This window comes from Intestinibaculum porci (assembly GCF_003925875.1).
Classification (GTDB): domain Bacteria; phylum Bacillota_I; class Bacilli_A; order Erysipelotrichales; family Coprobacillaceae; genus Intestinibaculum; species Intestinibaculum porci.
In genome coordinates this window covers 195,502-220,316 of sequence record NZ_AP019309.1, presented here as the reverse complement: position 1 = coordinate 220,316, position 24,815 = coordinate 195,502, and the positions used below count along the sequence as shown (strand labels likewise).

Genomic DNA, 24,815 nt, shown 5'->3' with positions numbered 1-24,815 from the left:
CCTAGAATTAAGTGATTCCTGTTTATAATTTTAATATTTTCAGTAACAGCGAAAATATGGACGTTAGCACCACTCCCTTAGGAGTAGGACTAACTTCCATTTTTATTTTTGATGTTTTTTCTTATAGTCAAGCAAACAATGCTTAGTCAAATTGATCTGGTTTTTGTCCAGCTGATGATAGCCATGTTGCTTGAGTGCCTCATAGAGATCTGGAGCGGCGAACTGCACGATTTCATATGGTGTTTTACCGTGTTTATCCTTAAGCACATAAGAGTTGATGTTATTAACAGCTATTCTTAACGAATCCTGATCGATCAGTCCTAATTTTCTTAAATCTTTCTCTGATTTTGGAAATATATATCTGACTTCATGATGCTTATTTTCCAGTGATCCTTTCTGGTTGGAACGCATAGGATCACAGTAGAAGACCGGGCATCTAAATGAACCATCAGGTCTATGCTCAAGATGCTCAGCGTCTGTAAACTCAGAGCCTCTGTCTGTCTTAACCCGGATTCGGGTTAAGACATTATTACCCGATAAAAGGGTCCTCCCACTGCTTGACATACTCCAAACCGAAGTCGCATTCCCTTACTTCAATAAACTGTGTTTCCCTTCTACATCTAGGGCACCACATGGTTTTGATATGCCCATTGTTTCTCTGCTTGTTGCGGGGTCGAGGAAGTGTCAAACGAATGCCACAATCCTCACAATAAAAATCTGATAAGGACACCTTTCTGTTATCATCCCTCAATGACATTCCTCCTCTCCTGACACGAGCTTAGCATAATATTTTGGTCTATTCAATATTCCATTGATTTTAACCTTCCTATTTGCCCCTATTAATCCTCAAAAGCTCGGCCAGTTTCCCGACCGAGCTTATATGGATTATTTAACTTTAACTCGTTTCTGCTTAGACCACGCTCCATAATAAGTCTCATTACCGACCTTTTTGTATGTACGGACCTTCACATAATAGTACTTCTTTGCTTTTAATTTCTTTACCACCTTTTTGTTTTTCGTGGTTGTCTTGTACTTCCACTTGTTAGTTCCTTTCAGCTTATAAGCAATCTGCATATACTTTGCGCCATATTTAGCAGGCTTTTTCTTTGCAGTAACCGTTATACTCTTCTTGCCAGCCTTAATTGACTTAATTGCAGCCTTAGCAGGGTATATTGCAAAGGACTGATTAATGGTTCCGGAAAAATCCCCTCTGAATGAGATAGTATAAGTGTATTTACCAACGTTATTCCTACCAGACGGCTCTGTGAATGAGTAGTTAGCTGTACTAATATTTCTTCCTGTTGAATCATTCACATAAAGTGTTGGTGTTTTAACTTTACCATCCCAGATATATTGTGTGTCAGACAGACCAATATTTGATGCCATGGGGATGCTTATCAAATTTATAACGTTTCCACAGCGTTCACATTTATCAAAATGTTTTCCATCGGTGGTGACAGTCGCTTTGATGGTTCCCGGTACATACGAATGCCCAAATGCCAGTATTTCTGTTACGTCAGACTTTGCATCACACCTTGAACAATGATGCGATTTGATTCCATTCTCTGTGCAAGTTGCTTCACGATCGATTGTCCACTCATCGGAAAAATCATGACCGATCGCTTCGATCTTTACTGTTTTATTCTGGGTTTTGAATACCTCATTACCAAAGTTCGCAGTGTAGATCGTCTTTCCAGCTGTCTCGCAGGTTGCTTTTGTCGTCTCTGATGTTGTACCTACTGTTTCAGCCTGCTTATGACTGTTGTCATTCTGACAAATTCTGGTCGCCGTGCACTTGCTATTGTCATCTGACCAAACGTAGGAAACATCACCCCATTTATGGCCGATTGCCGCAATGTCCACTAACTTCTTCGTATCAGAATACTCTTTTCCATCAAATGTGACTTTCGCAGTATAAGTAGTTTCACCATTTTCTTCACAGGTTGGTTCCTTCGTTACTTGACTAGTAATAGTAGTATCTTTGGTATCTTTATGAATTGAATTGTTAATGCATATTCTTGTTGCTGTCGCTGTTTTACCATCAGAACTGAAGTCAAAAATTGGATCACTCCAAGCATGACCAAGTGCAGGTATTTCAACTGTTGTACCCTCTTTAATAGCATTACAAACCGAACAATGTATAGATTTACTTCCAACCTCTGTGCAGGATGGTTCTTTATCTACGGTGTAATCTTCCCTCCATTTATGACCGAGCGCCGGGATGGTTTCTGTCTTAGTCTCGCCACAGCTTAAACACGTATACGTCTTCTCCCCATCCTCAAGACACGTTGGCTGAACCGTTATTTCGCCATCATTATATAAATGTTCTATATTAGGAGAATTAGGATCTGGCTCTGTAAGGAATGGTTCGTACTCAATGGTTTCTTTCAAGTTCAAATTTGTGTTTCCATCACTAATCCGTGATGAAATGGAACTAGAAGAAGTTGTGTTCCAAAAATTGTTTTTAGCTATCATCTTCCCATCTGAGCTTAACTTCAGAACCAGGGAATCATCATAAAAGCTGTTTTTTTCAACATAAAGATTGGAGTAATATTGTGCCCAGTCCTCTATAATATATTTATCGCCATTTGATAATGCATGCATATGATAAAAGGTGTTGTTAGTTACATACACATCCTCTTCGCTACCTATGCTTAGAGCACCACAATTTTCAAAATAGTTTCCCGTAATATAAGCAACATCTGCAGGATACCATATGTAGCTGTACCCTTCCAAGTTATAGAACCTATTATTTGTTAAATTCAAATAGACGTGAGCAGAGTATCCTGTTGGATACAATAGTCTTCCGCCAATATATGTACTTTTGTTCATAGTAATGGTACATGGATCAGATCCTGTATTATCTGCCTCCAACTGTACATTATTAAAATTAGCTTCATTAATGTCTATTTTCCCATAAACCCTTATCCTGAAATTATTTCCTTCAACAGTTACACCTGGTTTAATTGTTACTGTACTGCCATTTTTGATTGAAACATCACTTGTAATTACGTATTTCCCATCCGTTTTATCTAAAACAGTATCTTCAGCAATTATACCACTAAGTTCATATGTTTGTTCAGTGCTGTTATCTGATGCATATACCGGAGTATACAGCATTGTAATCATTATCATAACAGACAACACCATTGTCATAATCTTGTTCATAGTAACCTCCTCTCAATTTATCAATGTTTGTATTAATATAAATACATTATACTACATCTCTAATAAACTGAAAATGAGGGAGGAAGATAAATTTAATTATGAATATATAACGTCAAATGATTTTCGAAATTCCAGTTAGACATTTCTAATATGAATTATGTCATTCACTTCTGGAACCTAATGTCTTTCATGAATTTACTCGTTCAGTTATTTCAAAATGTGATAAAATTAACATGTTTGATAATTGAAGGATTAAATTCAGTTTGGAGGCAGAGGACAAAAAAAGATGATGAGTTAATGCCCTGGTAAGCTTCTCATCACCTGTCCGATTAAGACAATATGATAGTAATACATGAATCGCCTGTTTTCAAGTGCAAAAGCATCAGCAGGCTTTTAGCCAAGAACGCTCACAGGAGCGAAGATACAATCAAAAGTAATGTTATGTCCATCTTCAGAAGATCAATAAGAAATCAGAGCAGCGCTGACTGCGGATCTGATGACAGCTTTTTTAGCTACAGTTCAGAGTGCCTATGGAACAACAGCTTTTCTGCAGACCTTCTAGCACGCTCTGACGGTTCATTCTTTTCCGGGCTGACAGAAAAGCTCTACAGCACCAAGCTTTCATCAACTGAGCTTGCTTATGACATCATGCTTTTTATCAATGCCGCCTATTCATATATCCTTGCCAGCTTCTCGGCAGAGGACATAGCTGAAATGACTCCCGGCCTTTCCGATGAGGGTGCCAGCGACTGGATAAAATACGGCCACTATAAAAAGACCGTAAACATCGTCGACACCCCATATGCGTTTCAGGTACAGCGCATCTATTCAAAAAAGCTCGGCAAGACCCATGCAATATTTCCTCCTGGAGTCATACCCTTCATAAAGGAAAATCTTTTTGACATCCATTTATGCCTGCATCTGATTTTTCATGATCATGTTCGGCCTGAAGCCTTTCACGGCCGTCTGGGCAGGCTTCTTAATCATCTCTGCTGCAGGCTTCAAGGCGGCAAGGCAAGTGACAGCTTACTTTCTAAACTCATCTGCTCATTTATCACCGGTCACTTTGCCTTTTTTTACAGGAACAGATTCATGACGGAGAAGATCGGCCTCACCGGCAAGAGCCTAAAAAGTTGCCACCTCGGGCCTGAAGGGGTTTTTGCCTCACCAACATGGGAAAACTGCCTCCACGCCCCTAAAGTGTTAAATTTCTTTGTAGAGAAGCAGGAAACTGCCTGAAAGCAAGAAGAACATCAAGGAGGTGGCATTAAAAATGTCAGATATTAGTGATAAGCTGACCGCTTCAAAAGCAGGTCAGGAAGACAGAGGGGCCGGTCACCCTTCAAGCGGAAGGAAACGCAGCAGAAGGCGCTCCGGAATCGATGAGGACTCATTAATGAGAAGGCTCTATCCCTATACGGTATTTGAGTACTGCTACCGCATGAGTCTGCAGGATGGTGATAGTAATGGGAAAAAGTAACAGCGAGACCTGCGGCTATCAGAAGCACATGAACCTTAAGGTTCGTGTGACGATCGAGGACGGTACCAAGAATGGCCTTAACAAGGCTCAGATTGCCAAGGTCATTAATAAGGACCCGACAACCGTCGCCAAGGAGATCAAGAATCATAGAATCATTTCGGGATCCCCCTGCAAGGCTCCTCATGAATGCGCCAACTACAAGAAATGCAAGCACGGCAGATCATGCGTAAGCGTTAGATTAAATATCCATAATTACAAAATTATGATAATTTAAAATCTATATAAGCATGATTTTTGATTTTAAACCGGTTACTCTCTAACTTGAATAAATATAACTTTTAATGGAAATCCCCCAGCTACTGCTGCTAACAGTGTTGCCGGGGGTGTTTAATTTGGCTAAGTTATATTAATGACATCTTATTCAGAGTATTGATTTTACTTTTTTGTTATGCCTGAAGGCTGCTGCGGGCTGGATCAGTGTAATAAAGATATAACTTCATAGTCTGATCTGCTAGCGGTACTATGTCTGGTTAGTGTTTGCATAGATTTATGATCTTTCAGCTGTCTTCAGCAGGCTGCATATTAATCGATTAAGGCAATTCTTTTTGCCCGGGATATTAATAAAACCCAAAACAAGCACTCCTAGGCCGGCGGCTGTTAAGCCGCTGGCCTGGATGTTGTGCTATTTATATTTTCTGTCATCATTGCGTGTCGTCTTTCAGCTCTTGCAGTATCCACATCAGCTTTAACTGGCATTTCAGGCTCTTCAGTGCAGAAGTCTGGTATTTTCCCTAACGGTCTGCTGAACCTCTCTTCCTCGAATTTTTGGTATTCGCTTGACCAGGGCATCATCTCATCGATATATTCGCTAATATCGACGCTGGCATGGGCAAGTGAGCTTTCGAAAAGATATTCCAGATACGTATGCGGATCGCAGCCGTTTGACTTGGCAGTTTCAATAAGCGTCATAATGATGCAGAGCGTTTCAGCGCCGCCGATGGAATAGCAGAACAGACTATTGTTTCTGACCATGGCTATATTACGAATCTTGCGTTCGCATTCACCGTTATCGATTGGAACCATTGGATCATCAAGAAACACTCTGAATGCATCCTCATGATTGAGGCTGTAGCTCACCGCATCCTCCATTTCCTCACTAAAAGTGCCGCTGCTGATATCAAGGGACTTGATATAATCAAAGTATGCATCGACAAGCGGTCTTTCGATTTCGTCTCGGACTTTAGCTCTTTCCTTGGCGGTAAGTTCTTTGGCATCATCATCAGCGCTGTAAAGATCACCGATCATATCGAGACACTTTTTTTCGGGGCTTTCCTCAAGAAGCTCTTTATCCTTTACCGCTTTAAATTTCACTTCATATGCCTTGTACAGTCTGCGTCTCAGATGCATAAAGCACCCGCCGAGTATTACATGATCCTTTTTCTCCGAAGCCAGCTTATAATAGGCGCTGTAGGCATCAGATGTCAGATGGATTGTGCCGTCGTTAAGATCCGCATAGAACTCAAGAAGGTGATCCGCTGATCTTGTCAGCTCGAAGCAGAAGACTGCCAGCGGCCGCTCTTCTTCAAATTCGCCAGTGATATGACACCATATGTAGCTTTTGCTTCCCGCATTTCTTCCGTCATTGATGACTTCCAGATAGGTTTCATCAATCTGGGTGTATGTCCGGCAGGCCATTTGTCTCATTATCTCGCTATAGACTGGCTTTAGATATCTGTCAGTGCATTTAATGACCCAGTCTGACATTATCTCTTTTGACAGGTTGATTCCCTGATATGACAGAACCCTTGACAGCCTTGCCAGGGGAACTCCCAGCACAAATTTGAAAGACATGATAAAAGCCAGCAGTGAAGGCGTAACCTTGCTCCTTAACATCAGCTTATTAACCGGCAGTGCCACTTCGCGTAAATCATTAGTATCATCATCGTCATAGACTCTGATCACTGGGCGTTTGACATATACCCTGTAGAGATTTCCTGGAATAAACATAAATTCTTCGGATATGTTCCAGCCTTTTAATGTCCATTTGCCGTAGCCGTATTCTTTATCGATACGCTCCCTGTCAAAGTCAATAATCGTTATTTCTGGTATCTGTCTGGTCTTCTTTTTCCTGTTTAGCTGCCTGCAGGCAGGTCTTTTTATTTTCCTGGATTTTTGGCTGTCATTATTATTCTGTTTTTTACCATCACAGTCGCTTTCATTCATTTCTTCCGAAAGAGGGTCGCTAAACTCATCATCGTGGATTTTGCCATTCATCTTTTCAGACTTTCTTCCAAAGCGATTCTTTTTGAGCTCATCCGTCTGATTCTGAAGTCTGGTATTCTCATGATTAAGAGTGTTAACTCTTATAACTAGATCTTCGCATTCGGCTTTAACCTTCTTAAGCTCATCGGCTGTGTAGCTGAATGTGTTTTTTAATTCATCCAGTTCGGCACGTAATCCGCAGCACTCTTCATAATATTTTAAAGCAACCGCAATCAGGTCCGCATAACTCATTTTATTCAGTTGCTGTTTAAAATATGCGCTGTCTGCCTTCATAGTGTTACGTTTAGATCTCCTCTGACGATACGGTTAGCTGTCTGATCTCACTAATCAGCTGCTTTAATTTTGTGTTCTGGCTGCTTAATGATTCTATCTGCTTGCGAAGATCAGTGATTAATATCATCTGATCCATATTTTCCTTTTTCAGTCTGGCTAATTCGGCTGACTGTCTCCTCTCGGCAGCTGAAGGTTCTCCGCTCTTTTTCTTCTGTGGACCTTTTTTGCCGGTGGGGACCATTTTGCCGGTTTCGGGATCAATTTTTCCGATCAGCTTTCGCTTGGAGCGAGCCTGCTTCTTTTCAGGATCCCAGTAGCTCTTAGACTCGTAGACATAGGTAATGCCTGTAGTCTTGTTGGTCTGTTTGATGATAGCCATTCCATCACCTCGTCCTATATACTATTATAACACTATGAAGACTAAAATTCAAGATAATAGTGATATTAAGCGAATATAATATCACTATATTGTTCAGTTTTGAATTACCATCAGAGGAGTGATATTTCCTTTATCAGCGCTTATTTATTGTACCATCCAAAGTAAATCCGTCCAACAGTCTTTCGTACTGTTCACGCGTTATATCACGAGCTTCCTGATCATCTCTAGGCCACTGAAAGGCACTTCCTTTTGAAAGTCGGACATAGATAAGAACCCATCCGCCTTCTTCGTAAAGAAGCCCCTTGATACGATCTCTTCTGCCACCGCAGAAAAGATAAATGGTTCCTTTTTCCATCGGATTCATATGATATTCAGCGGCTATAACTGAAGCCAGACCGGTAATGCCTCTGCGCAGATCAGTCTTTCCGGTTCTTATTACAATTCTTTTGATGCCTGTCAGTTCTCTAAGCATTTTTAACCACCGCCATAACTCTTGTCAGCGTTTCTTCATCAAAATGTGAATCAATCTCAATGACAAATCCATTCTTCTGAAGTCTCACTCCTGACGATTTGGAGACGCTATTACCGGTTTGAGGAGAACTGTCATTTAAATCAACAGAATAAAAAGTGCCGTTGCCGTCACCCCGATACGGGTCAATATTATTGTTTTGGCAGCTGCGCTCTGCCAGTGATCTTAAATCACTGTAGGTGCTGATTCCGTGTTTTATCATGAGATCCCTGATAATCTTTTTATAATGTGACAGTGTACTTAAACCAACATTATTTTTGGTACACCATTTAGCTAAGGAAAGACCGCTTTTTCCCTGATTTTCAATAATGCCAGTCCATTTAATGATCATTTTGCAATCCTTTTCCGAAAAATACATATGCAAAAGCCTCCCTATTAGAATAATTTGATACATTAATAATTCTAATAGAAGGCATAACTAATTTCATGGATATTACCTCATACGCTTACGATCATGCAAGGCCGAGCGTCAGGATCCTCCTGACTGTCCTGACTATGAGAAGTTCAGGTGCAACAGAAGGGACAGATCGCCTGGCGTCTGCAACGGATGTCCTAAGGCACCCAGCTGCAGGTTCACTAAGTACTACTACAGAGCGGAAGCCGCCCAGAGGGCGTACGAGTACACGCTAAAGGATTCAAGAACCGGCTTTAACCTCACCTATTCAGAGGCTCAGTGGATGGCCGACATCATCAAGCCGGAGCTTGAACAGGGCAAGTCTCCATATGCCATTATTACTGAGCATCCGGAGCTCAATATTTCTGAGAAGTGTCTCTACAACTATATTGAGATGGGTGCCTTTGAACAGTTTGGAATCAACTGTCTTGATCTGAGAAACCAGGTCAAGAGAAGGAAGATGCCCAAGGCACGTGCCAATCAGTACAGAAAGCGTAAGGACAGCAGCTATCTTATCGGCAGAACGTTCAAGGACTTTCTTGATTACAACCCGCTGGTGGCCGCACAGTATAACATCAATCATAGCGTGAAGATCCATGATGATGACGGCAAGAATACTGATCAGGTGATGGATCATCCCGTTGGCTATATCCTAATGGATACTGTCTATAACGATGTTTCCAATGGCCCATTTATTCAGACCTTTAAAATTATGCCCGGTGGCGTATTCCTGGCAGTCTATCATGATGAGAAGACAGCTGAGGAAATGGTGAAGGGCATCGACTATATTGAAAACCTTCTGGGTCCTGATGTATTTATCGATAATATAGGTTCTATATTAACAGATTATCACGCAAAAATATTTAACCCGAAGATTTAGAAAAGCGATGAATTTATCGGCACTTTCAAAAATATCTTCGGGTTAATCAATTTATCATATTGTTCAGTCCAGCGTACAGAGATATTCTTCAATATCCTTTACATTGTATTTAACAGGCTCTTCCGCAAGATCAGAATTGGCTTTCTTTACTGCATTCACCATCATGTCATAAGTCGCAAATGCGTAGAAACCTGTTGTTGTAGAAACCTGTTCATGGCCGAGCATTTGGGATATAAGAATAAGCGGTATTCCCTGCTGAAACAGATGCATTGCACGTGTCTTTCTTATAAGATGCACATGGATTTTCATAGGAATTGACTCACATTCTTTTCTTGCGACATCAGCGGCTCTTTTTAAAACACGTTCAATGGTGTCATCAGAAAGCTCTCGCTTATCACCCCTGTAATAAGAATAAAATAAAGGCGCCTCCACATTATCAGGATGATATTCCCTGATGTATTCATTCAGATGATCAATTGTATTATCAAATATTGGCACATGTCTCGTTTTATTTCCTTTACCATGAACGACTACATATGGGTCATTACAGTTCAGGTGTAATGATGATAGCATGAGGCTGGTAATTTCAGATACTCTGCAGCCGAGAGCATAGAGAAGGATGACAATGATCCTATCTCTTCGATGAAGTTTCGTATCGCCATCCGTAGCAGAAAGGATTGCCTTCATTTCTTCCTTTGTCAGATATAAAATTGGTTTCTTCACCTTTCGGGGAAGCTTAACTTTGGCAACTGACACATAATAATGCATCAGTTCAATATCCACAGATCCGGCATATTCAAGAAAGGATCTAATGGCACTTATTCGCAGTCGGACTGTGTCAACAGAATATTGCTTATCTGTCTTCATCCATTTGATGTATTCCTCAAACTTATCACGCGAGAAGATATCGAATGTCATTTCAGTCCTTTTAATTCCGTATGTTTTCTCGATGAAGTCAATATAATTGTTCATCGATGTCTTATACGACCTGAGCGTCTCTTTGGAGCACCCAGAAACCAGGCTGATATAGCTGTGAAGATAGTCACGTGAAATCTTCCAAAACTTTAACGAATCATCAGAAATTTTCATCATATTTGATCACCTCTGGAAACAGATCTTCGAGTTCTGAACACTTTTCTTTAATCATTCCATAGTGCTCCTGGACCAGATGCACGTAATAATACGTAGCCTCAATTTCACTATGTCCCATGGCTCTCATCAGGTATGGGAGATGAGCATGAACATCCTCGCCGTTGGAGGCCCATCTAATAATGTTGGCCGTTGCAAAATGGTGGCGCAGCGAATACGGCGTCGGATGCTTGGCACCTTCAATGTAAAATGGCGTTTTTTTCCAAATTTTATTGAAGAATGCAGCAAAGGCTCCAGCATTTTCACATTTCATTCCTTCTACAGACGGGAAAAACCATTCCGTATCAGGAAACATTCTAATGATCTGTTCATGATACTTGATAAGATAGTCAGCAAGATCATCTCTGATGTAGAGCCTTCTGTCCCTGTTTCCCTTGGAGTTCATTATATCAATGTACTTCTGATCAAGATTTACATCAGATGACTTCAGCCATCTGGCTTCAAATGTTCGAACACCTGTTGCATGGAGAAGACGAAAGTATGCTGGATAGACAAAATTTCTTCCACAATGACAGACGCTCTGATCATCACGTTTTTCATAGTAGTATCTATCCATCTCACCAAAGAAGGCGATAATTTCCTCTTCTGACATTACGTAGACGTTCTTTACATGCCTTTTGGTCTGAAATTCCTTGCCGGGAACATAAGCAGATGAATTACCTGTGGCACGTAAATAAGATCCCATTTCCCTCAGTGTGCTGATGAAGTCACATTTTTTAAAATTTCTCTTTTCCTGAAAATGGATTATAAAGCCGGTGACAAGCCGCTCGCTGTATTCAGTCGGGTTGCCATGAGTGAGGCAGTATTCATCAAAATATCTAAGGGTGTATATGGGTGCTACATCATACTTGTATCCCTGGCTGCGCTTAAACCTTATGAAGCCTTCAATCTTCTCGGCCATACTGCTTTTAAAAATAACTTCACTCATCCGTAACACCACACTTGATCATTGGAAGCATGCACTCCGCAATTTCCTTGTCATCGGCGCTCATGTAAATGCTCGTTGTATTAACATCTGCATGTCCGACAACTGATGCGATGACTTCCTGGGGTATTTTCTGTCTTAGCATATGGGTGGTGACGTTATGACGCAGAAATGTCGTACCGCATATTCTTTTATCAAATGATATTTCGGCTTTCGTAAAGACTCTTTTGATGATGCCGTAAATCGCTGAATGATCAGTAAGCGGGCGATAGGGTGCAAAACTTCTGAGAAAAATATTTTTGCATGACACTCTTGGCCGCTCATTGACGATGTAGTCATAAATGGCATTAAGAACGGCTGCAAGTCCTGGATCATTGACGGGATTATTTGTTTTCTCCTGAACAAATGAAATTGTACCTGAATGCCAGTCAATATTATCAAATTCAAGGGCAATAATATCGCACGCTCTTATGCCAATCGTCAGAGAGAGAAGAACGATAGCCTTGTCACGCAGAAGAATATCGCCTGAATATAGGACATCCACTAATGATTCACGCTCTTCATTATTCAGGCAGGGAATGATCTTCTTTTCAGATCTTGGCTTCAGCGTGCTGAAGAATGAAAGAAGATCGTCACGCTCGGCATATCTTGCATAAGCTCTTAGACCGCATAAAGCGTTTTTCAGCCCTCCATGCGGACTGAAGAACCGATTAAGGTATTCGAACAAGTCCGGCATGCTTTCAACAGTGATCTGTGACGTGTCCATTATCTGATTGATCTCATAGTATTGAAACATCCTATATACTGGAAATCTATATGCAAGTACTGTATTTTCTTCAATGCCGGTAGCATGAAGATAGCGTACAAACATTTCCAGCTCATTGCGGTAGTAATCGGTGTCAGGTTCAAGTCTGGTCTTTCCATACACACGAAAAATTATCTGGCCTTCATAAACTTGTTCACGAAAGAGATTCATAAAGCGAAGCCTATCACGTTTTGAATATCTTCCATCCTTATAGCAGCCGTAATTATCAGAGCCACCATTAGCGATATAATCTTCAGCAAACTCTTCGCTGAATTCAACGTATCCATGATTCTCGGCAAATTTTAAGATTCGTTTTACCGTGCGTTCATAGCGTGTTCTGGTGAGCTCGGTAAAGTCTTCACTGATAGCTGCCTGCATACATAGTTCGCACAGTTCAGCAACTGTATACATTTCCTCACCTGTTATGAAGTGACCTTTGTCAAGAGAAAATTTATACTTCATATCGAATCCACATTTTATTCTGCAGTAAGCCCACTTGACCATTGTGGATAAAGCTTTAATATCTTAATCATACTGTGAATAACTTTGCAGATTCTTATTCAGTTTTTCCATCAATGACATAGAAGAATCCCAAAAGTAGATCTATTCGACAGTTAACCAACCTGTTATTCGTGGATTAAGCATGTTAATGGTCCAGTCGAAAAGGCCCTATAATCTCCTAGCGCGGATTATCAGCGTCTATGGGCTCCATATGGCCGTATATCACCCAATGCTGATCCTTCAGAGGTGAAACGTAGATAGCCAGACCTGCTATCCATTTTGAGACTCATCTATGTCATCGATGTTTTATTTTCTCTGACTGCACTTCATTCCTTTCTTTTAATATTTAGTCTTTTCCTATCCGATATGTTCACCAGACAGGCAATAAGTAGATTTGTGAATAACCATTACTAAGAATAGTTCCTTGTGTGAGTAACTTTTTTGCTAATAGATGTTTCCAGTCATCATTCCCCATACAAAGCATGAAAACTCTCTTGCACAGGCTGTAATAACCTTATTTAAAGGCATACCTCGGTTTAAAAGTTTGTGATATTTCCTTTGAATACGTTCAGTCCCTTTATCCGCATAGCCGATAATTTCTGCACTCATACCTGCCTGTCTTGCCTTTAATGCTTTGCCTTTATAACCAATTTTACCTTTAACACATGCTCTTGCTGCTTCTACCATTGCTTTTCTCATATAGCTGTTTCCCATCTTGGTGATCGAGGTATTGTTCTCCTTTTGACCACTGGAATTCTCACCAGGCACTAAACCAAGATAAGCAGCGAAAGCATTGGCACTATTAAATCGGTCAAAATCAAAGGTGTTGGCAATCATAGTCATAGCAGTCTTCTCCTTAATACCCTTAAAGCATTTAAGCTTATCAGCTTTTTCCTTGTACTTTTCATCTTGTGAAAGCTCAACAACACTCTGTTCAAGTCTTTCCAAGTTATTTTTGGCTGTCTCATAATCGTGTAGATATTCTTCAAGAGTCAGCTTGTTATAGCCATCCAGATCTAGCTCGCGAAGCCATTTAATATGCTTTAAAGTCCATGTACTCTTGCCAGGGAATCTAAAGCCTAAGCGAAGTACGAAAGCGTTTATTTCCTGCTTAATAACTTTTAGTGCATTTTTATGCTGATCAACCATTTTCATGTAATTAGCAACTGCTTCTTCTTCAGGTGTTGGAATGTGAACTCTTTTACATTGTGAGTTATTGATATTGGTTGCGATCATACGCGCATCCATTCTATCGTTTTTAACTACTTTGTTTTTAGCGGCTCCCTGGATCGTTGAAGTTGCTAAAATAACACATTCAATTCCTAGATCCTTCAGTTCTCTACAAAGTGAATAACCTAAGCAGCCGGACTCATAGCCAACAATGAAATCAGCATCATTAAGATCAACTCTCATGCCTTTGATTTTGTCAATAAATCCTTCAATCTTCTTTGCACTAGCATTTACTTTATTTTCTAAAATAATAGCTCCAGTAGCGCCTTCTACAGCCGTGTTGTTAACAAATAAGTGACTTTCACATATAAGCTCCGTATTTATCCCTTTCAAGCGATGTATTGAACATCAGGATATATGTATATTTGCTAAAATATATAGTACCTGGAGGTATTAATATGGAAATTCAAAACATTGCTGCTAACTTATCTAATATTAAACTAGATCAATTTCAAATTGAACAGATTCTTGATATGGTTGAGGAGTATATTGAAGCTAATGAAACTGCGTCTACACCTATCATAGAGCATTGCCCAAAATGTCCTGAAAAACATCCTAAAATGATCAAAGCAGGACACACAAAAAGTGGCAAGCAAATGTATAGATGTAAAAGCTGTAATAAACGCTTTGTAGCGGATACCGGTCAATTAACTTTCTATTCACATCAGAGCCTTTCAAAGTGGAAAATTGTTCTTAAAGATACACTCAACGGTTTAGCTTTACGCGAAACTGCATTCAAAATCGGTGTGCATTATGTAACTGTATTTAGAATGCGTCATAAGCTACTTCATTTCATTGAAATGATCCTAGCTAATGATTCTGTAGGTGATGTAGCTGAAATAGATGAGAAGTACATCCTGGCGAGTCATAAAGGGACCAAGCTGGAAGGCGTTGATCCTCGAAAACATGGATCAATAGCACCGAAACCAGGCATAACTGATATTCTAGTATGTATTATGACCGTAGTTTCCCGAGGCGGAAATACATTTATTCACACCTATAATACCGGTCGACCTACTGACGTGAATGGCTATGAATTTTGTCAGCATATTGATAAAGAAAGCTACTGCTTTATAGATGGTATCAATATTTATGACTGGAGTCTGAAAAAACGAAATTGCGGCGTAAAGCATCTAAAACTCGATGAGTATACAAAAACTGATCATTTGAATACTGTAAATGGACTTCATTCATTTATTGAATCAGAAATCATCTATTATAGAAATATATCTACAAAGTATATAAATAGATATAACTCGTTATTTATGATCCAATATAATTTCAGAAAACTCAATATCAGCGAGAAAGTTACAAAGCTTTTAGGGATGCTGAGACAGCATCAGCAATATTTCTACATTCGCCAACTCAGTAAAGAAAGTATATTTAAGTTTAGCAATAGTATATTTGATCTGTAAAAATAAAGTTAATGGAATTTATGACTCGTAGAGAGATATTAAATTGTGCGCTATCAACTAAAAATCATACCAAGTCACTAAATTGTTAACAACACGTCTACAGCACATAAACTATAGGTATCCTTATGGACATCTGCTCCAATATAAACTATACTTTTCATGGTGACCTCCTGTTGTTATCCTGTGATAACTCTTTTATTTTTTGCTACTATTTATTATGAGTATAAATTCACAGTTTGACAACTCTTAGGGAGGTCACTTCATATTATCTCCTGTTTGTATGCTCCCTTCTTTAATTTCAGTATACAGGAAAAATTGATTAACCCGAAGAAATTTATGAAAGTGTTGATAAATTCATCGCTTTTTTAAATCTTCGGGTTAAATATTTTTGTGTGATAATCAGTAACTATAAAGGTCACATACTTGCTAAATAGATCTCTTCCAATGATACCTTCCAAATAGTTAAGGCCGTCAACCATAGCTTGAGCGGTCTTTGTATCGTGATATACCTCCATCAGGAGTCCAAAATCAATAAACTTGAACGTCTGCATGAACGGTCCATTCGTTTCGTTTGAATAAACTGTATCCATCTCAAGGATTGAAGCGTCAGGGTTCTCCTTCAAGGCCTCCTGAAACACATCCCATGTACGGCCTTTAAGATAAGATCTATCTTTTCTCTTTTTGTACATTTGCTTACGTTTCTTGGTCATTTTTCTGCCGGTTTGTCGTCTTAGGCAAGTGCAGTCGATTCCGTCTTCCTCAAACACTCCTTCTTCAATGTAGTTGTAAAGAGTTTTTTCGGAAATGCCAAGCTGAGGATTGTTAGTGACAATGGCATAAGGGGACATTCCCCGCTTAAGCTGAGGTCCGATAATCTTAGCCATACGATGAGCCTCTGAATACTTCATGTTAACGCCTTCTCTGGGGACTCTCATGTTTACACGGTAATTGCTTTCTGCTGCTTTAGCCGTATATGTATACTTGGTAAATCTGCAGTGAGAATACTTAGAGCAGCCATTGCAGGCACCAGGTGATCTGTCCCTTCTTAAGCATATATACTGAACGAAATCAGGGCAGTCATTTTCACAGGTGCGTCCGCGTTTACAGTGTTTATAAGCTGCACATTCCCTTGGAAGAGTGAATCTATGAGTAATGTGAAGGTTACGCTTGATTTCCTTTCCGACGGTTGATGGACTCTTGCCGATTCTTTTGGCTATTTCAGCCTTGGAACAGCCTTCTCTAATGCCTGATTCGATCACAATACGATCGCTTAGTGACATATGTTTATTCTTTTTGGTCAATGGACATCGCCTTCTTTAGGATCATCAATAAAGTCATAAATGGTTGTAAACTCATAATGAGGCAGATTCTCTTCAGACTCATTTTCTACAAGCTTAGATACATCAGTGTCTAGCTCTTTGACCTTAGCCTCCAGGGAGTGAATACAGTCCATTATCTGCCTGTAGTCAGCCATATAAGCCTCTGAATGCAAGGATGTCTTATTTGATTTGTTCATACTTACACCACCTTTTCCTTTCTTTAAGACATAATAGACTATTTTTGAGAACGGAATGATCATAGGCGTGTTGGTACATATATAAAACAGAAAAAAAGACCTTGAACTGTCTTTTTTTACGACTAACAAGGATCTTATAGAGACTTTTAATCAGTGCAAGAGGGATCATAGTAGAGCTGCTTTGCTTTATGGTGTTAAAAAGATTATTAAATAAGCTCGGCAGCGTTTTTAAGGCTGCAGGGAGCTGGCCGTCCTGTTTAAGGGTATCAATAACAGCTTCGGTAGATAAGCGAATAAAGGGCAGTAAAAGGGATATATAGACCATATGAGACTCATTAAGCTCTTTGGAGTATATTCTCTGGATGTTAATATGAAAGCTGTATTCATAGCATGATATGATTCTTTTCTTATGGCCATTTCTGATCCAATCATGACCATGTCCGTTAAACAGCTGATTGAAGTCAACAGAATCCACAATTGTGTCATACAGTTTCTGGATTTCATGGCTAATAAGAGATTCCAGCTCGCTGCTGGTAAGGTGGCTGACAGACTGTTTATGCTCGCATCTAGCGATGATCGATTTAAAATTGCAAACTATTGAATATTTTGTCTGAAAGTAGTTGCAGGCAGACTGATTTAGATATATATTTAACATGTTCTTTGGAACATGATGAGTGATACTTTACCAGAGCTTACACTCATCATTTTTTTTCGCTTCCTTTTGATGATCTTCATTACATTTTAACATCTTTTAGATAATTGTTAAGTGAAGGACTTACTTCCATACATTTTACTCCCTTCAGAAGTGAAAGACTTACTTCCAAATCACTCACTACAGGCTGTAAGTTAAGTTTGCATTTCAGGGCAATATTTATTGGCGTATTCAGCTTGTTTTTCTTGCTGAATCCGCGTATCATGGAATAAGGATAGAAAAAAGTAAAGGGTTTTCTTTGTATATTGATATGTAAGCGGTTACTATCAAAAGGAGTTTTTGAAATGCATGAGAAGAAACGATTAGGAATCCTCATTGAGACAACCGATGAATATAATTTAGAGCTCATTCGTGGTGCCCAGGCAGCCGCTGATGAAAGCGATGCGGAGTTAGTGGTCTTTACCGGGACAGGCGCCCAGCGACGCACGCACTTTGAGGATTTTCTAAACAAAAATAATATGGCTTATGATTATGCTAATATCGCCGGCATTGATCAGCTGTTAGTACCGGTTTCTAATATTATTCTTGGTTCTCATATGACGACTGAACAGTTTTTAGCGCGTTATGATATTCCCCTAATCACCCTCAACTATTACAATGAACATTACAGTTCAGTAATGTATGATGCCGGGAAAGGCGTAATCGATGAAATCAGTTTTATGATTAGCAAGGGCTGTCGGCATATTGCCTTTATCGGCGGACCGGCTGATCGTCAAGGCACGAAAGCGCGCTTTGAAGCTTATAAAATGGCTTTATCCTATCATCAGATATCCCTGGATTTCTCATTAGTCTGCCACTGCGCTAACTATACCAGCTATAATCGTGATATTATTGAGCCATTCCTTAAGGCCCATCCAGAAATCGATGGCATCTTTACCGTTACTGATCGCCTTGCTTACTGCGTTTATGATATTCTTCATGATCTCAAGAAAAATATTGGCAAGGATATTTTAGTTGGCAGTTTTGATGATGATTCCCACTCTGCTTATACTAACCCACCACTAGCGAGCGTTCACGGTGACAGTGCTCTATTAGCTTATCTTGCTGGTTTGGAAGCACTCGCGCCGCATACCGATATTTTTCACTCATCGGTGCCGACGACATTTGTCTCGCGCAGCTCGCTAGGCGCCCACTTTGCGATGGATGATACGCTATCTGAATACCTCAATCAGGCTTACCGCAATCACTGTGATGCGGATGAGATCGCACACGTTTTAACGATTTTCCTTTTTGACGATAAGATCGTTTTTGATAATGTGCTCAAAGAAGAAGTGACAACTTTCTTTAGAAAAGTTATCAGTATCCAGGAGATGCCAGAAAGCTTCCATCAATTCTTATTTGTCCAGTTAGGACACATTATCACTTTTACGAACATGAAGTTTATTGACATCGATCGCTTCAACGCCATTTTGGTCGCTCTCTTTAAAGCGCGCCTCCAGTATGAGCCAGATCAAATCCCATTACTTACAGCATTACAGAATGATTTATTCAATCATATCATTTTATCTTATAGTGCCATGGCCGCGCAAAACAGCACAGACTATGATGAAGATAAATTATCACTCAACATCAGTTCCCGCATTACCATGGGCGTCAATCAGGGCCAAAGCATTTATGATCTGATTGCCGAATCATTAACGATCATGAACGTCAAAAATGCGATGCTGCTGGTCTTCCCAGAAAAGATTTACTTCAATCGTGAAGATGACTTTATTCCGCCATCAATGGCTTTTTTGAAAGCTCATATCAAAGATGGCAAACCGGAGAAAACGCTCAATACCTTTTATAGCCTCGATGATTTATTAAATCATTTCCCTGGCAATTATAAAACTGTCTCAACGATTTCGTTCAATGAAGAACAGTATGGCATTTTATTGACCGATTATCCGTATGAGAAACTCTCTGATATTGAGTTCTTACTATCGCAGTTTGGCACCGCGTTCTATATTACTGGTATCTTAGAGAAGCTCAACATTCAGTCGATCACCGATGAATTAACGGGCGTCTTCAATCGCCGCGGCATCTTAGAAAAACTCGATGAAACGATTGCGACGCTGCGCTTTGATGAATTTGCCTATATTTTATTTGCGGATTTAGATCGTCTCAAAAAGATCAATGATCAGTATGGCCACGAAGCGGGTGACCAGGCCATTATCGGCGCTGCCTCCATACTTACCAATGCCTTCCCGCGCGACTTAGTCGGACGCATTGGCGGTGATGAATTCATGGTCATTATTAAGACACGGTATCCCGCTTTTATTAAAACCGTTGATGATCGGATTGTCACGCAAAGTGAAAACTTTGCCTTAGAACATGATTATCCATTTACGGTATCGATCGCCTATGGGATGAGTGTCTTTGATCACAATGCAACACCAGGCGAAATTAAACATCTCATTGATAATGCGGATAGCTTCATGTATGAAAGCAAAAAACGTCATCATCAGTTGATGGATGAAAAACTGTGATATAATAGTAAGCGAAAGGATGCTTATGAAAACAATTATTACGCTTACGTTGTCTTTAATGGTTGCCGGCTTTCTCCTGATTGCCTTTGCCTCAGCCTTCTGGATGGATATGATCGGCGTCATTCTTATTATCGCCGGGATCTTCCTGCTTTTCAGCTATATCTTAGGAGATCGCGCCAGTAACGGTTTATCTCGTATTAACGGTGTTACGAAAGCGCCTAAAATTCATACGAATACAGCTGCGGAATTAGACTTACTGCGGCAGGATATTCGGATGGTCACTGATGTTCAGGAAAAAGTACAGCTGATCTCCCGCTGCCATATCAGTGACTGTGCCATGGCTGCCCAGGATATGTTAAATGAGGATCTGGAAGAGGAAGAACGCTATCGCAATGCGCATCTTCTCATCGATCGCGGCATTATGACCAGACAAGACATCCAAAACTTTAAAAAGCAGATGAAAAAAGCAGGTTCCTAATTAGGAATCTGCTTTTTCTAAGTTCTTGAATGCGGTTGATAACATCAGTTTAATACGGTTTAACTGGTTCGTTTCGGAAGCCCCTGGATCGTAATCGATGGCCACAATATTCGATTGTGGATATTTCTTACGTAAGGCTTTAATAACCCCTTTCCCAGTCACGTGGTTAGGCAGACAGCCAAATGGCTGCATGCAGACAATATTACCAGCCCCTTCATTAATTAATTCGATCATTTCGGCAGTTAAGAACCAGCCTTCACCTGTCATGTTTCCTAAAGAAACAACTTCTGAAGCAGCTTTCGCTAAGTCTTCAATTGGCGTTGGTGCTTCAAAACGTTTGGATGCTTTGAGCGCTTTGATCATATCTTTTCTTAAGAAATCAACTAACTTGATGGCTAAGTTACATAACTTTTCATTCTTCCATGTCGTATCGAAATGTTCATGTTTGAACTTCGCATTATAGAATGAATACTGGAAGAAGTCGATCAAGTCTGGCATCACAGCTTCCGCCCCTTCGGCTTCAATTGTTTTCACAATTTCATTATTCGCTGTTGGATGGAATTTAACTAAGATTTCTCCAACTAAACCAACACGTGGTTTTTTAATATCTAAACAAGGCAGTTCATCAAATTCTTTAACGATCTGGTAAACGTTCTTCTTAAATTCTTTCATATTGCCATCTTTGACGTTTTCCTGACACTTATCAATCCACGACTGATAGAGTTCATTGGTTGAACCTTTGATCGCTTCATATGGACGTACCCGGTAAAGCACACGCATGAATAAATCCCCATACATTGCTGCCATCGTGGCTTTTTTCGCCACGTTATAAGTAATCTTAAAGCCTGGGTTAGATTCTAAACCAGCTAAGTTTGCGGAAATGACTGGAACGAAATCTAAGTGCGCATCTTTTAAGGCTTTACGGATAAAGGCAATATAGTTGGTAGCACGACAGCCCCCGCCAGTCTGTGAAATAATAACAGCGGTTTTATGAACATCGTATTTACCTGACTGTAAAGCTTCCATTAACTGCCCGGTAACCAGGATACTTGGATAGCAGGCATCGTTATTGACATATTTTAAGCCAGCATCAGTAGCCCCTTTATCAACCGAAGGAAGTACTTCAAAGTTATACCCTTCAGAACGCAGTGCTGTTTCGACGAACTGGAAATGAATGGGTGACATCTGTGGACAGAGAATCGTCCAGCCTTTGTCTTTCATCTCTTTGGTGAATGGCACTTTCTTTAACTCATAGTGTTTTGATAAATCAATATCATCCATGCGTTTACGCACCGTTGCTTTTAAGGAACGGATACGGATACGAATAGGCCCTAAGTTTGAGGTTTCATCAATCTTGATTAATGTAAAGATCTTCCCTCTGGCCTGTAATAATTCCTGTACCTGATCGCTCGTTACGGCGTCTAAGCCGCAGCCAAATGAGGTCAGCTGTACGAGTTCTAAGTCTTTCTGGGTAGAGACAAATTCCGCCGCCCGGTATAAACGAGAATGGTAAGTCCACTGATCGACAACGCGGAATTCGGTTTCTTCTTTGTTGAGGTTGCAGACAGAATCCTCCGTTAAGACCGCAAATCCTTCCGAACAGATCAGATCCGCAATCCCATGGTTGATTTCTGGGTCGACATGATAGGGACGTCCGGCTAAAACGATCCCATGTTTATGGTTCGCATGCATCCATTCTAAGGCTTCTTTTCCTTTTTCCTGGACATCACGTTTGGCTCTCGCTAATTCATCATAGGCTTTATCAATAGCGGTATGTAATTCCTGATCAGAGATATGAAATTCCGCTAATGATTCTTTTAAAGTCTTAAATAAAGTTTTTGGATTATTTAACGAAATAAATGGATTCTTGTAATTGATATGATTCAATTCTAAGTTATCCACATTGTTTTTAATGGTTTCCGGATAAGAGCCGACAATCGGACAGTTATAATGGTTTCCGGCATCCTGATATTCCTGTCTTTCATAAACAACAGAAGGATAGAAAATAAATGAAATATGACGGGCAATTAAGTTTTCAATATGACCATGTGCTAACTTTGCTGGATAACATACGTTTTCACTTGGAATTGATTCAATCCCTTTTTCATATAACTGCTTGCTTGAACGGGCACTTAAGACCACTCTGAAGCCTAAGTTTGTGAAGAAAGTATGCCAGAATGGATAGTTCTCATACATGTTAAGAACACGAGGAATACCAACGCTGCCGCGTGGCGCTTCTTTTGGTAATAAAGACTTATAACCAAAAATACGTTTGTATTTATAATCATATAAGTTTGGATACTTCTTTGATGATAATGGTAAACCAGCCCCGCGTTCACAGCGGTTACCGGAAATAAACTGACGATCATCATTAAACTGCGTTACTGTTAACATACAGTTATTCGTACATAACCCGCAGTTACGCATCGATGTGGTATAAGTTAACTGTTCTAATTCATCTTTTGTAAGCAAGGTTGTTGGCTCGCCATCATCATTTTCAATAGCGATACGCGCCATCCCATAAGCGCCCATTAACCCGGCGATATCTGGTCTGGTCACTTCAATGCCGGTTTCCTTTTCAAAGGCTCTTAAGACGGCTTCATTATAGAACGTCCCGCCCTGAACGACGACATGCTTACCAATATCTTCTTTAGAACGTAATTTGATAACCTTGTATAAGGCATTTTTAATAACGGAATAAGAGAGCCCGGCTGAAATATCTTCAACAGTAGCCCCTTCCTTCTGGGCCTGTTTCACTTTAGAGTTCATGAAAACCGTACAGCGTGAGCCTAAGTCCATCGGATGACGTGACTTTAAGGCTAAAGCCGCAAATTCTTCAATCGTATAACCTAATGATTTCGCAAAGGTCTCTAAGAATGAACCGCAGCCCGCTGAACAGGCTTCGTTTAAGGAAATATTCTGAATGACATTATCACGAATCGTGATTGCCTTCATATCCTGACCGCCGATATCTAAGATGAAATCAACATCTGGATCATAAGCTTTGGCAGCGGTGTAGTGGGCAATCGTTTCCACTTCCCCATAGTCTACTTTAATGGCATTACGAATTAAGGCTTCACCATAACCAGTAACCCCCGCTTTCGCAATATATGCCCCTTCTGGCAGCATTTCATAAACATCGCCCATAATCTTAATGATCAGTTTTAAAGGATTCCCTTCATTAGATGAATAGAATGACCATAAGATCGCTCCCTGATCATCGGTTAAAATCACTTTCGATGTCGTGGAACCAACATCGATCCCAACATAAACTTTCCCTTTATATTTCGCTAAAGAATGTTTCTTCGTAATATGAGAAAGATGTCTTTCGCGGAATGCTTTTAACTCTTCATCATTTTTAAAGAGCGGTTCAATTTCATTAGTAATTTCTGATGTTTTCCCTTTTAAAGCTTCTAACGCATTTAATAGATCAGAAATTTTAAAAGCCTGTGTGGCTTTTTCTTTCGCATTCAGACAAGCCCCCATGGCTACGAATAACTGCGAGTTTTCAGGGAAGATGATTTCATCATCCGTCAGCTTTAACGTTTCAATGAAACGCTGGCGTAATTCGGACAAGAAATAAAGTGGTCCGCCTAAGAAGGCCACATTCCCGCGAATAGGTTTCCCGCAAGCTAAGCCAGAAATCGTCTGGTTGACAACCGCCTGGAAAATCGATACGGCGATATCTTCTTTCGATACCCCATCGTTAATGAGCGGCTGCACATCGGTCTTCGCAAAGACCCCGCAGCGTGAGGCGATCGGATAAATCGTCTGATAATGTTTGGCTAATTCATTTAAGCCCTTGGCATCGGTTTGTAATAACGTTGCCATCTGGTCGATAAAGGCCCCTGTACCGCCGGCACAGGTTCCGTTCATACGCTGTTCTAAGGCACCGTCAAAATACGTGATCTTGGCATCTTCCCCGCCTAATTCGATCACGACATCCGTTCTTGGAATATATGTTTCAACGGTCTTTGTACAGGCGATCACTTCCTGAATAAATTCAATATTTAATGATTGTGCTAAAGATAATCCGCCTGAACCTGTCATGGCAGGATAGATCTCAATGTCCCCTAATTGGTCTTTTACCTCTTTAAGTAAGGTAAAAATTGTGGCTCTTACGTCAGAAAAGTGTCTGACATAGTTTGAGTACAGACAATTATCCTGCTCATCTGTCAGATACAGTTTGACAGTCGTTGAACCGACGTCAATTCCTAAATAGTACTTCAC

21 protein-coding genes are annotated in these 24,815 nt (G+C 40.2%); 8 read left to right on the top strand and 13 right to left on the bottom strand.

Annotated features, from left to right (window positions below):
- Positions 1 to 102: 102 nt before the first annotated feature.
- Entirely contained in the window at positions 103 to 564 is a 462-nt protein-coding gene (locus SG0102_RS01130; protein WP_125118242.1) for a transposase, read from the bottom strand.
- A 321-nt stretch (positions 565 to 885) separates the two neighbouring features.
- Complete coding sequence (locus SG0102_RS15620) at positions 886 to 3,168, bottom strand: hypothetical protein (protein WP_125118241.1); 2,283 nt, start codon at positions 3,166 to 3,168, stop codon at positions 886 to 888.
- 339 nt (positions 3,169 to 3,507) lie between these two features.
- On the opposite strand from SG0102_RS15620, the gene SG0102_RS01120 reads away from it, so the two are divergent.
- The 3 genes from SG0102_RS01120 to SG0102_RS15925 are packed head-to-tail and all read left to right on the top strand — an operon-like array spanning position 3,508 to position 4,922.
- Positions 3,508 to 4,407, top strand: a complete 900-nt coding sequence (locus tag SG0102_RS01120) for a hypothetical protein (RefSeq protein ID WP_125118240.1) — start codon at positions 3,508 to 3,510, stop codon at positions 4,405 to 4,407.
- Between the two features lie 34 nt (positions 4,408 to 4,441).
- A complete protein-coding gene (locus SG0102_RS01115) occupies positions 4,442 to 4,648 on the top strand; it encodes a hypothetical protein (protein WP_125118239.1) in 207 nt (68 codons plus the stop codon).
- Entirely contained in the window at positions 4,623 to 4,922 is a 300-nt protein-coding gene (locus SG0102_RS15925; protein WP_125118238.1) for a helix-turn-helix domain-containing protein, read from the top strand. Before SG0102_RS01115 ends, SG0102_RS15925 begins: the two co-directional genes overlap by 26 nt.
- A 383-nt stretch (positions 4,923 to 5,305) precedes the next feature.
- On the opposite strand, the gene tnpC is transcribed toward SG0102_RS15925, so the two are convergent.
- The 4 genes from tnpC to SG0102_RS01090 form a co-directional block, all read right to left on the bottom strand.
- Positions 5,306 to 7,162, bottom strand: a complete 1,857-nt coding sequence (gene tnpC, locus SG0102_RS01105) for an IS66 family transposase (RefSeq protein WP_157982939.1) — start codon at positions 7,160 to 7,162, stop codon at positions 5,306 to 5,308.
- A gap of 52 nt (positions 7,163 to 7,214) precedes the next feature.
- Positions 7,215 to 7,583 carry a hypothetical protein gene (locus SG0102_RS01100; RefSeq protein ID WP_125118209.1) on the bottom strand — a complete coding sequence of 123 codons (369 nt, stop codon included), beginning with the start codon at positions 7,581 to 7,583 and terminating at the stop codon, positions 7,215 to 7,217.
- Positions 7,584 to 7,716: 133 nt separating this feature from the next.
- Positions 7,717 to 8,055: an IS66 family insertion sequence element accessory protein TnpB gene (gene tnpB / locus SG0102_RS01095; RefSeq protein ID WP_125118210.1), complete on the bottom strand. Its 339-nt coding sequence runs from the start codon at positions 8,053 to 8,055 to the stop codon at positions 7,717 to 7,719.
- The gene (locus SG0102_RS01090) at positions 8,048 to 8,443 is read right to left on the bottom strand and encodes a hypothetical protein (protein ID WP_125118211.1); all 396 of its coding nucleotides are present in this window, start codon (positions 8,441 to 8,443) and stop codon (positions 8,048 to 8,050) included. The genes tnpB and SG0102_RS01090 overlap by 8 nt, the downstream gene beginning before the upstream one ends.
- Before the next feature lie 346 nt (positions 8,444 to 8,789).
- Here SG0102_RS01090 and SG0102_RS01085 point away from each other — a divergent pair, with 346 nt between their 5' ends.
- A complete protein-coding gene (locus tag SG0102_RS01085; RefSeq protein ID WP_179951180.1) occupies positions 8,790 to 9,386 on the top strand; it encodes a hypothetical protein in 597 nt (198 codons plus the stop codon).
- 63 nt (positions 9,387 to 9,449) lie between these two features.
- On the opposite strand, the gene SG0102_RS01080 is transcribed toward SG0102_RS01085, so the two are convergent.
- The 4 genes from SG0102_RS01080 to SG0102_RS01065 all read right to left on the bottom strand — a co-directional run bounded on the left by SG0102_RS01080 (position 9,450) and on the right by SG0102_RS01065 (position 14,329).
- The gene (locus SG0102_RS01080; protein WP_269461209.1) at positions 9,450 to 10,475 is read right to left on the bottom strand and encodes a tyrosine-type recombinase/integrase; all 1,026 of its coding nucleotides are present in this window, start codon (positions 10,473 to 10,475) and stop codon (positions 9,450 to 9,452) included.
- Positions 10,462 to 11,463, bottom strand: a complete 1,002-nt coding sequence (locus SG0102_RS01075) for a tyrosine-type recombinase/integrase (RefSeq protein ID WP_125118236.1) — start codon at positions 11,461 to 11,463, stop codon at positions 10,462 to 10,464. The genes SG0102_RS01080 and SG0102_RS01075 overlap by 14 nt, the downstream gene beginning before the upstream one ends.
- Positions 11,456 to 12,727 (bottom strand): tyrosine-type recombinase/integrase, encoded by a 1,272-nt coding sequence (locus SG0102_RS01070; RefSeq protein WP_157982941.1) that lies wholly within the window; start codon positions 12,725 to 12,727, stop codon positions 11,456 to 11,458. The genes SG0102_RS01075 and SG0102_RS01070 overlap by 8 nt, the downstream gene beginning before the upstream one ends.
- Positions 12,728 to 13,210: 483 nt before the next feature.
- Positions 13,211 to 14,329, bottom strand: a complete 1,119-nt coding sequence (locus SG0102_RS01065) for an IS110 family RNA-guided transposase (protein WP_157982940.1) — start codon at positions 14,327 to 14,329, stop codon at positions 13,211 to 13,213.
- Between the two features lie 65 nt (positions 14,330 to 14,394).
- On the opposite strand from SG0102_RS01065, the gene SG0102_RS01060 reads away from it, so the two are divergent.
- The gene (locus SG0102_RS01060) at positions 14,395 to 15,411 is read left to right on the top strand and encodes an IS1595 family transposase (RefSeq protein WP_125118233.1); all 1,017 of its coding nucleotides are present in this window, start codon (positions 14,395 to 14,397) and stop codon (positions 15,409 to 15,411) included.
- A gap of 365 nt (positions 15,412 to 15,776) precedes the next feature.
- Here the strand turns inward: SG0102_RS01060 and SG0102_RS01055 are convergent, their stop codons facing one another.
- Positions 15,777 to 16,712, bottom strand: a complete 936-nt coding sequence (locus SG0102_RS01055) for a helix-turn-helix domain-containing protein (RefSeq protein ID WP_125118232.1) — start codon at positions 16,710 to 16,712, stop codon at positions 15,777 to 15,779.
- On the bottom strand, positions 16,709 to 16,927 hold the full coding sequence (locus SG0102_RS01050; RefSeq protein WP_125118231.1) for a hypothetical protein: 219 nt from the start codon (positions 16,925 to 16,927) through the stop codon (positions 16,709 to 16,711). The genes SG0102_RS01055 and SG0102_RS01050 overlap by 4 nt, the downstream gene beginning before the upstream one ends.
- A 409-nt stretch (positions 16,928 to 17,336) precedes the next feature.
- Between SG0102_RS01050 and SG0102_RS01045 the strand changes: the two genes are divergently transcribed.
- From SG0102_RS01045 to SG0102_RS01035, 3 genes are all read left to right on the top strand, one after another.
- Positions 17,337 to 17,528, top strand: coding sequence for a hypothetical protein (locus SG0102_RS01045; RefSeq protein ID WP_125118230.1), 192 nt, complete (start codon positions 17,337 to 17,339; stop codon positions 17,526 to 17,528).
- A gap of 395 nt (positions 17,529 to 17,923) precedes the next feature.
- Entirely contained in the window at positions 17,924 to 20,107 is a 2,184-nt protein-coding gene (locus SG0102_RS01040) for a diguanylate cyclase (RefSeq protein ID WP_125118229.1), read from the top strand.
- A gap of 25 nt (positions 20,108 to 20,132) precedes the next feature.
- On the top strand, positions 20,133 to 20,585 hold the full coding sequence (locus SG0102_RS01035) for a hypothetical protein (protein ID WP_125118228.1): 453 nt from the start codon (positions 20,133 to 20,135) through the stop codon (positions 20,583 to 20,585).
- Here SG0102_RS01035 and SG0102_RS01030 read toward each other — a convergent pair whose 3' ends face one another.
- Positions 20,586 to 24,815 carry a 2-hydroxyacyl-CoA dehydratase gene (locus tag SG0102_RS01030; RefSeq protein WP_125118227.1) on the bottom strand — a complete coding sequence of 1,410 codons (4,230 nt, stop codon included), beginning with the start codon at positions 24,813 to 24,815 and terminating at the stop codon, positions 20,586 to 20,588.

Bases quoted from the DNA above. Each gene is read 5' to 3' on its own strand.
- SG0102_RS01130 (WP_125118242.1), bottom strand. From the start codon at position 564: ATGTCAAGCAGTGGGAGGACCCTTTTATCGGGTAATAATGTCTTAACC.
- SG0102_RS15620 (WP_125118241.1), bottom strand. From the start codon at position 3,168: ATGAACAAGATTATGACAATGGTGTTGTCTGTTATGATAATGATTACA.
- SG0102_RS01120 (WP_125118240.1), top strand. From the start codon at position 3,508: ATGATAGTAATACATGAATCGCCTGTTTTCAAGTGCAAAAGCATCAGC.
- SG0102_RS01115 (WP_125118239.1), top strand. From the start codon at position 4,442: ATGTCAGATATTAGTGATAAGCTGACCGCTTCAAAAGCAGGTCAGGAA.
- SG0102_RS15925 (WP_125118238.1), top strand. From the start codon at position 4,623: ATGGTGATAGTAATGGGAAAAAGTAACAGCGAGACCTGCGGCTATCAG.
- tnpC (WP_157982939.1), bottom strand. From the start codon at position 7,162: ATGAGTTATGCGGACCTGATTGCGGTTGCTTTAAAATATTATGAAGAG.
- SG0102_RS01100 (WP_125118209.1), bottom strand. From the start codon at position 7,583: ATGGCTATCATCAAACAGACCAACAAGACTACAGGCATTACCTATGTC.
- tnpB (WP_125118210.1), bottom strand. From the start codon at position 8,055: ATGCTTAGAGAACTGACAGGCATCAAAAGAATTGTAATAAGAACCGGA.
- SG0102_RS01090 (WP_125118211.1), bottom strand. From the start codon at position 8,443: ATGATCATTAAATGGACTGGCATTATTGAAAATCAGGGAAAAAGCGGT.
- SG0102_RS01085 (WP_179951180.1), top strand. From the start codon at position 8,790: ATGGCCGACATCATCAAGCCGGAGCTTGAACAGGGCAAGTCTCCATAT.
- SG0102_RS01080 (WP_269461209.1), bottom strand. From the start codon at position 10,475: ATGAAAATTTCTGATGATTCGTTAAAGTTTTGGAAGATTTCACGTGAC.
- SG0102_RS01075 (WP_125118236.1), bottom strand. From the start codon at position 11,463: ATGAGTGAAGTTATTTTTAAAAGCAGTATGGCCGAGAAGATTGAAGGC.
- SG0102_RS01070 (WP_157982941.1), bottom strand. From the start codon at position 12,727: ATGAAGTATAAATTTTCTCTTGACAAAGGTCACTTCATAACAGGTGAG.
- SG0102_RS01060 (WP_125118233.1), top strand. From the start codon at position 14,395: ATGGAAATTCAAAACATTGCTGCTAACTTATCTAATATTAAACTAGAT.
- SG0102_RS01050 (WP_125118231.1), bottom strand. From the start codon at position 16,927: ATGAACAAATCAAATAAGACATCCTTGCATTCAGAGGCTTATATGGCT.
- SG0102_RS01045 (WP_125118230.1), top strand. From the start codon at position 17,337: ATGGCCATTTCTGATCCAATCATGACCATGTCCGTTAAACAGCTGATT.
- SG0102_RS01040 (WP_125118229.1), top strand. From the start codon at position 17,924: ATGCATGAGAAGAAACGATTAGGAATCCTCATTGAGACAACCGATGAA.
- SG0102_RS01035 (WP_125118228.1), top strand. From the start codon at position 20,133: ATGAAAACAATTATTACGCTTACGTTGTCTTTAATGGTTGCCGGCTTT.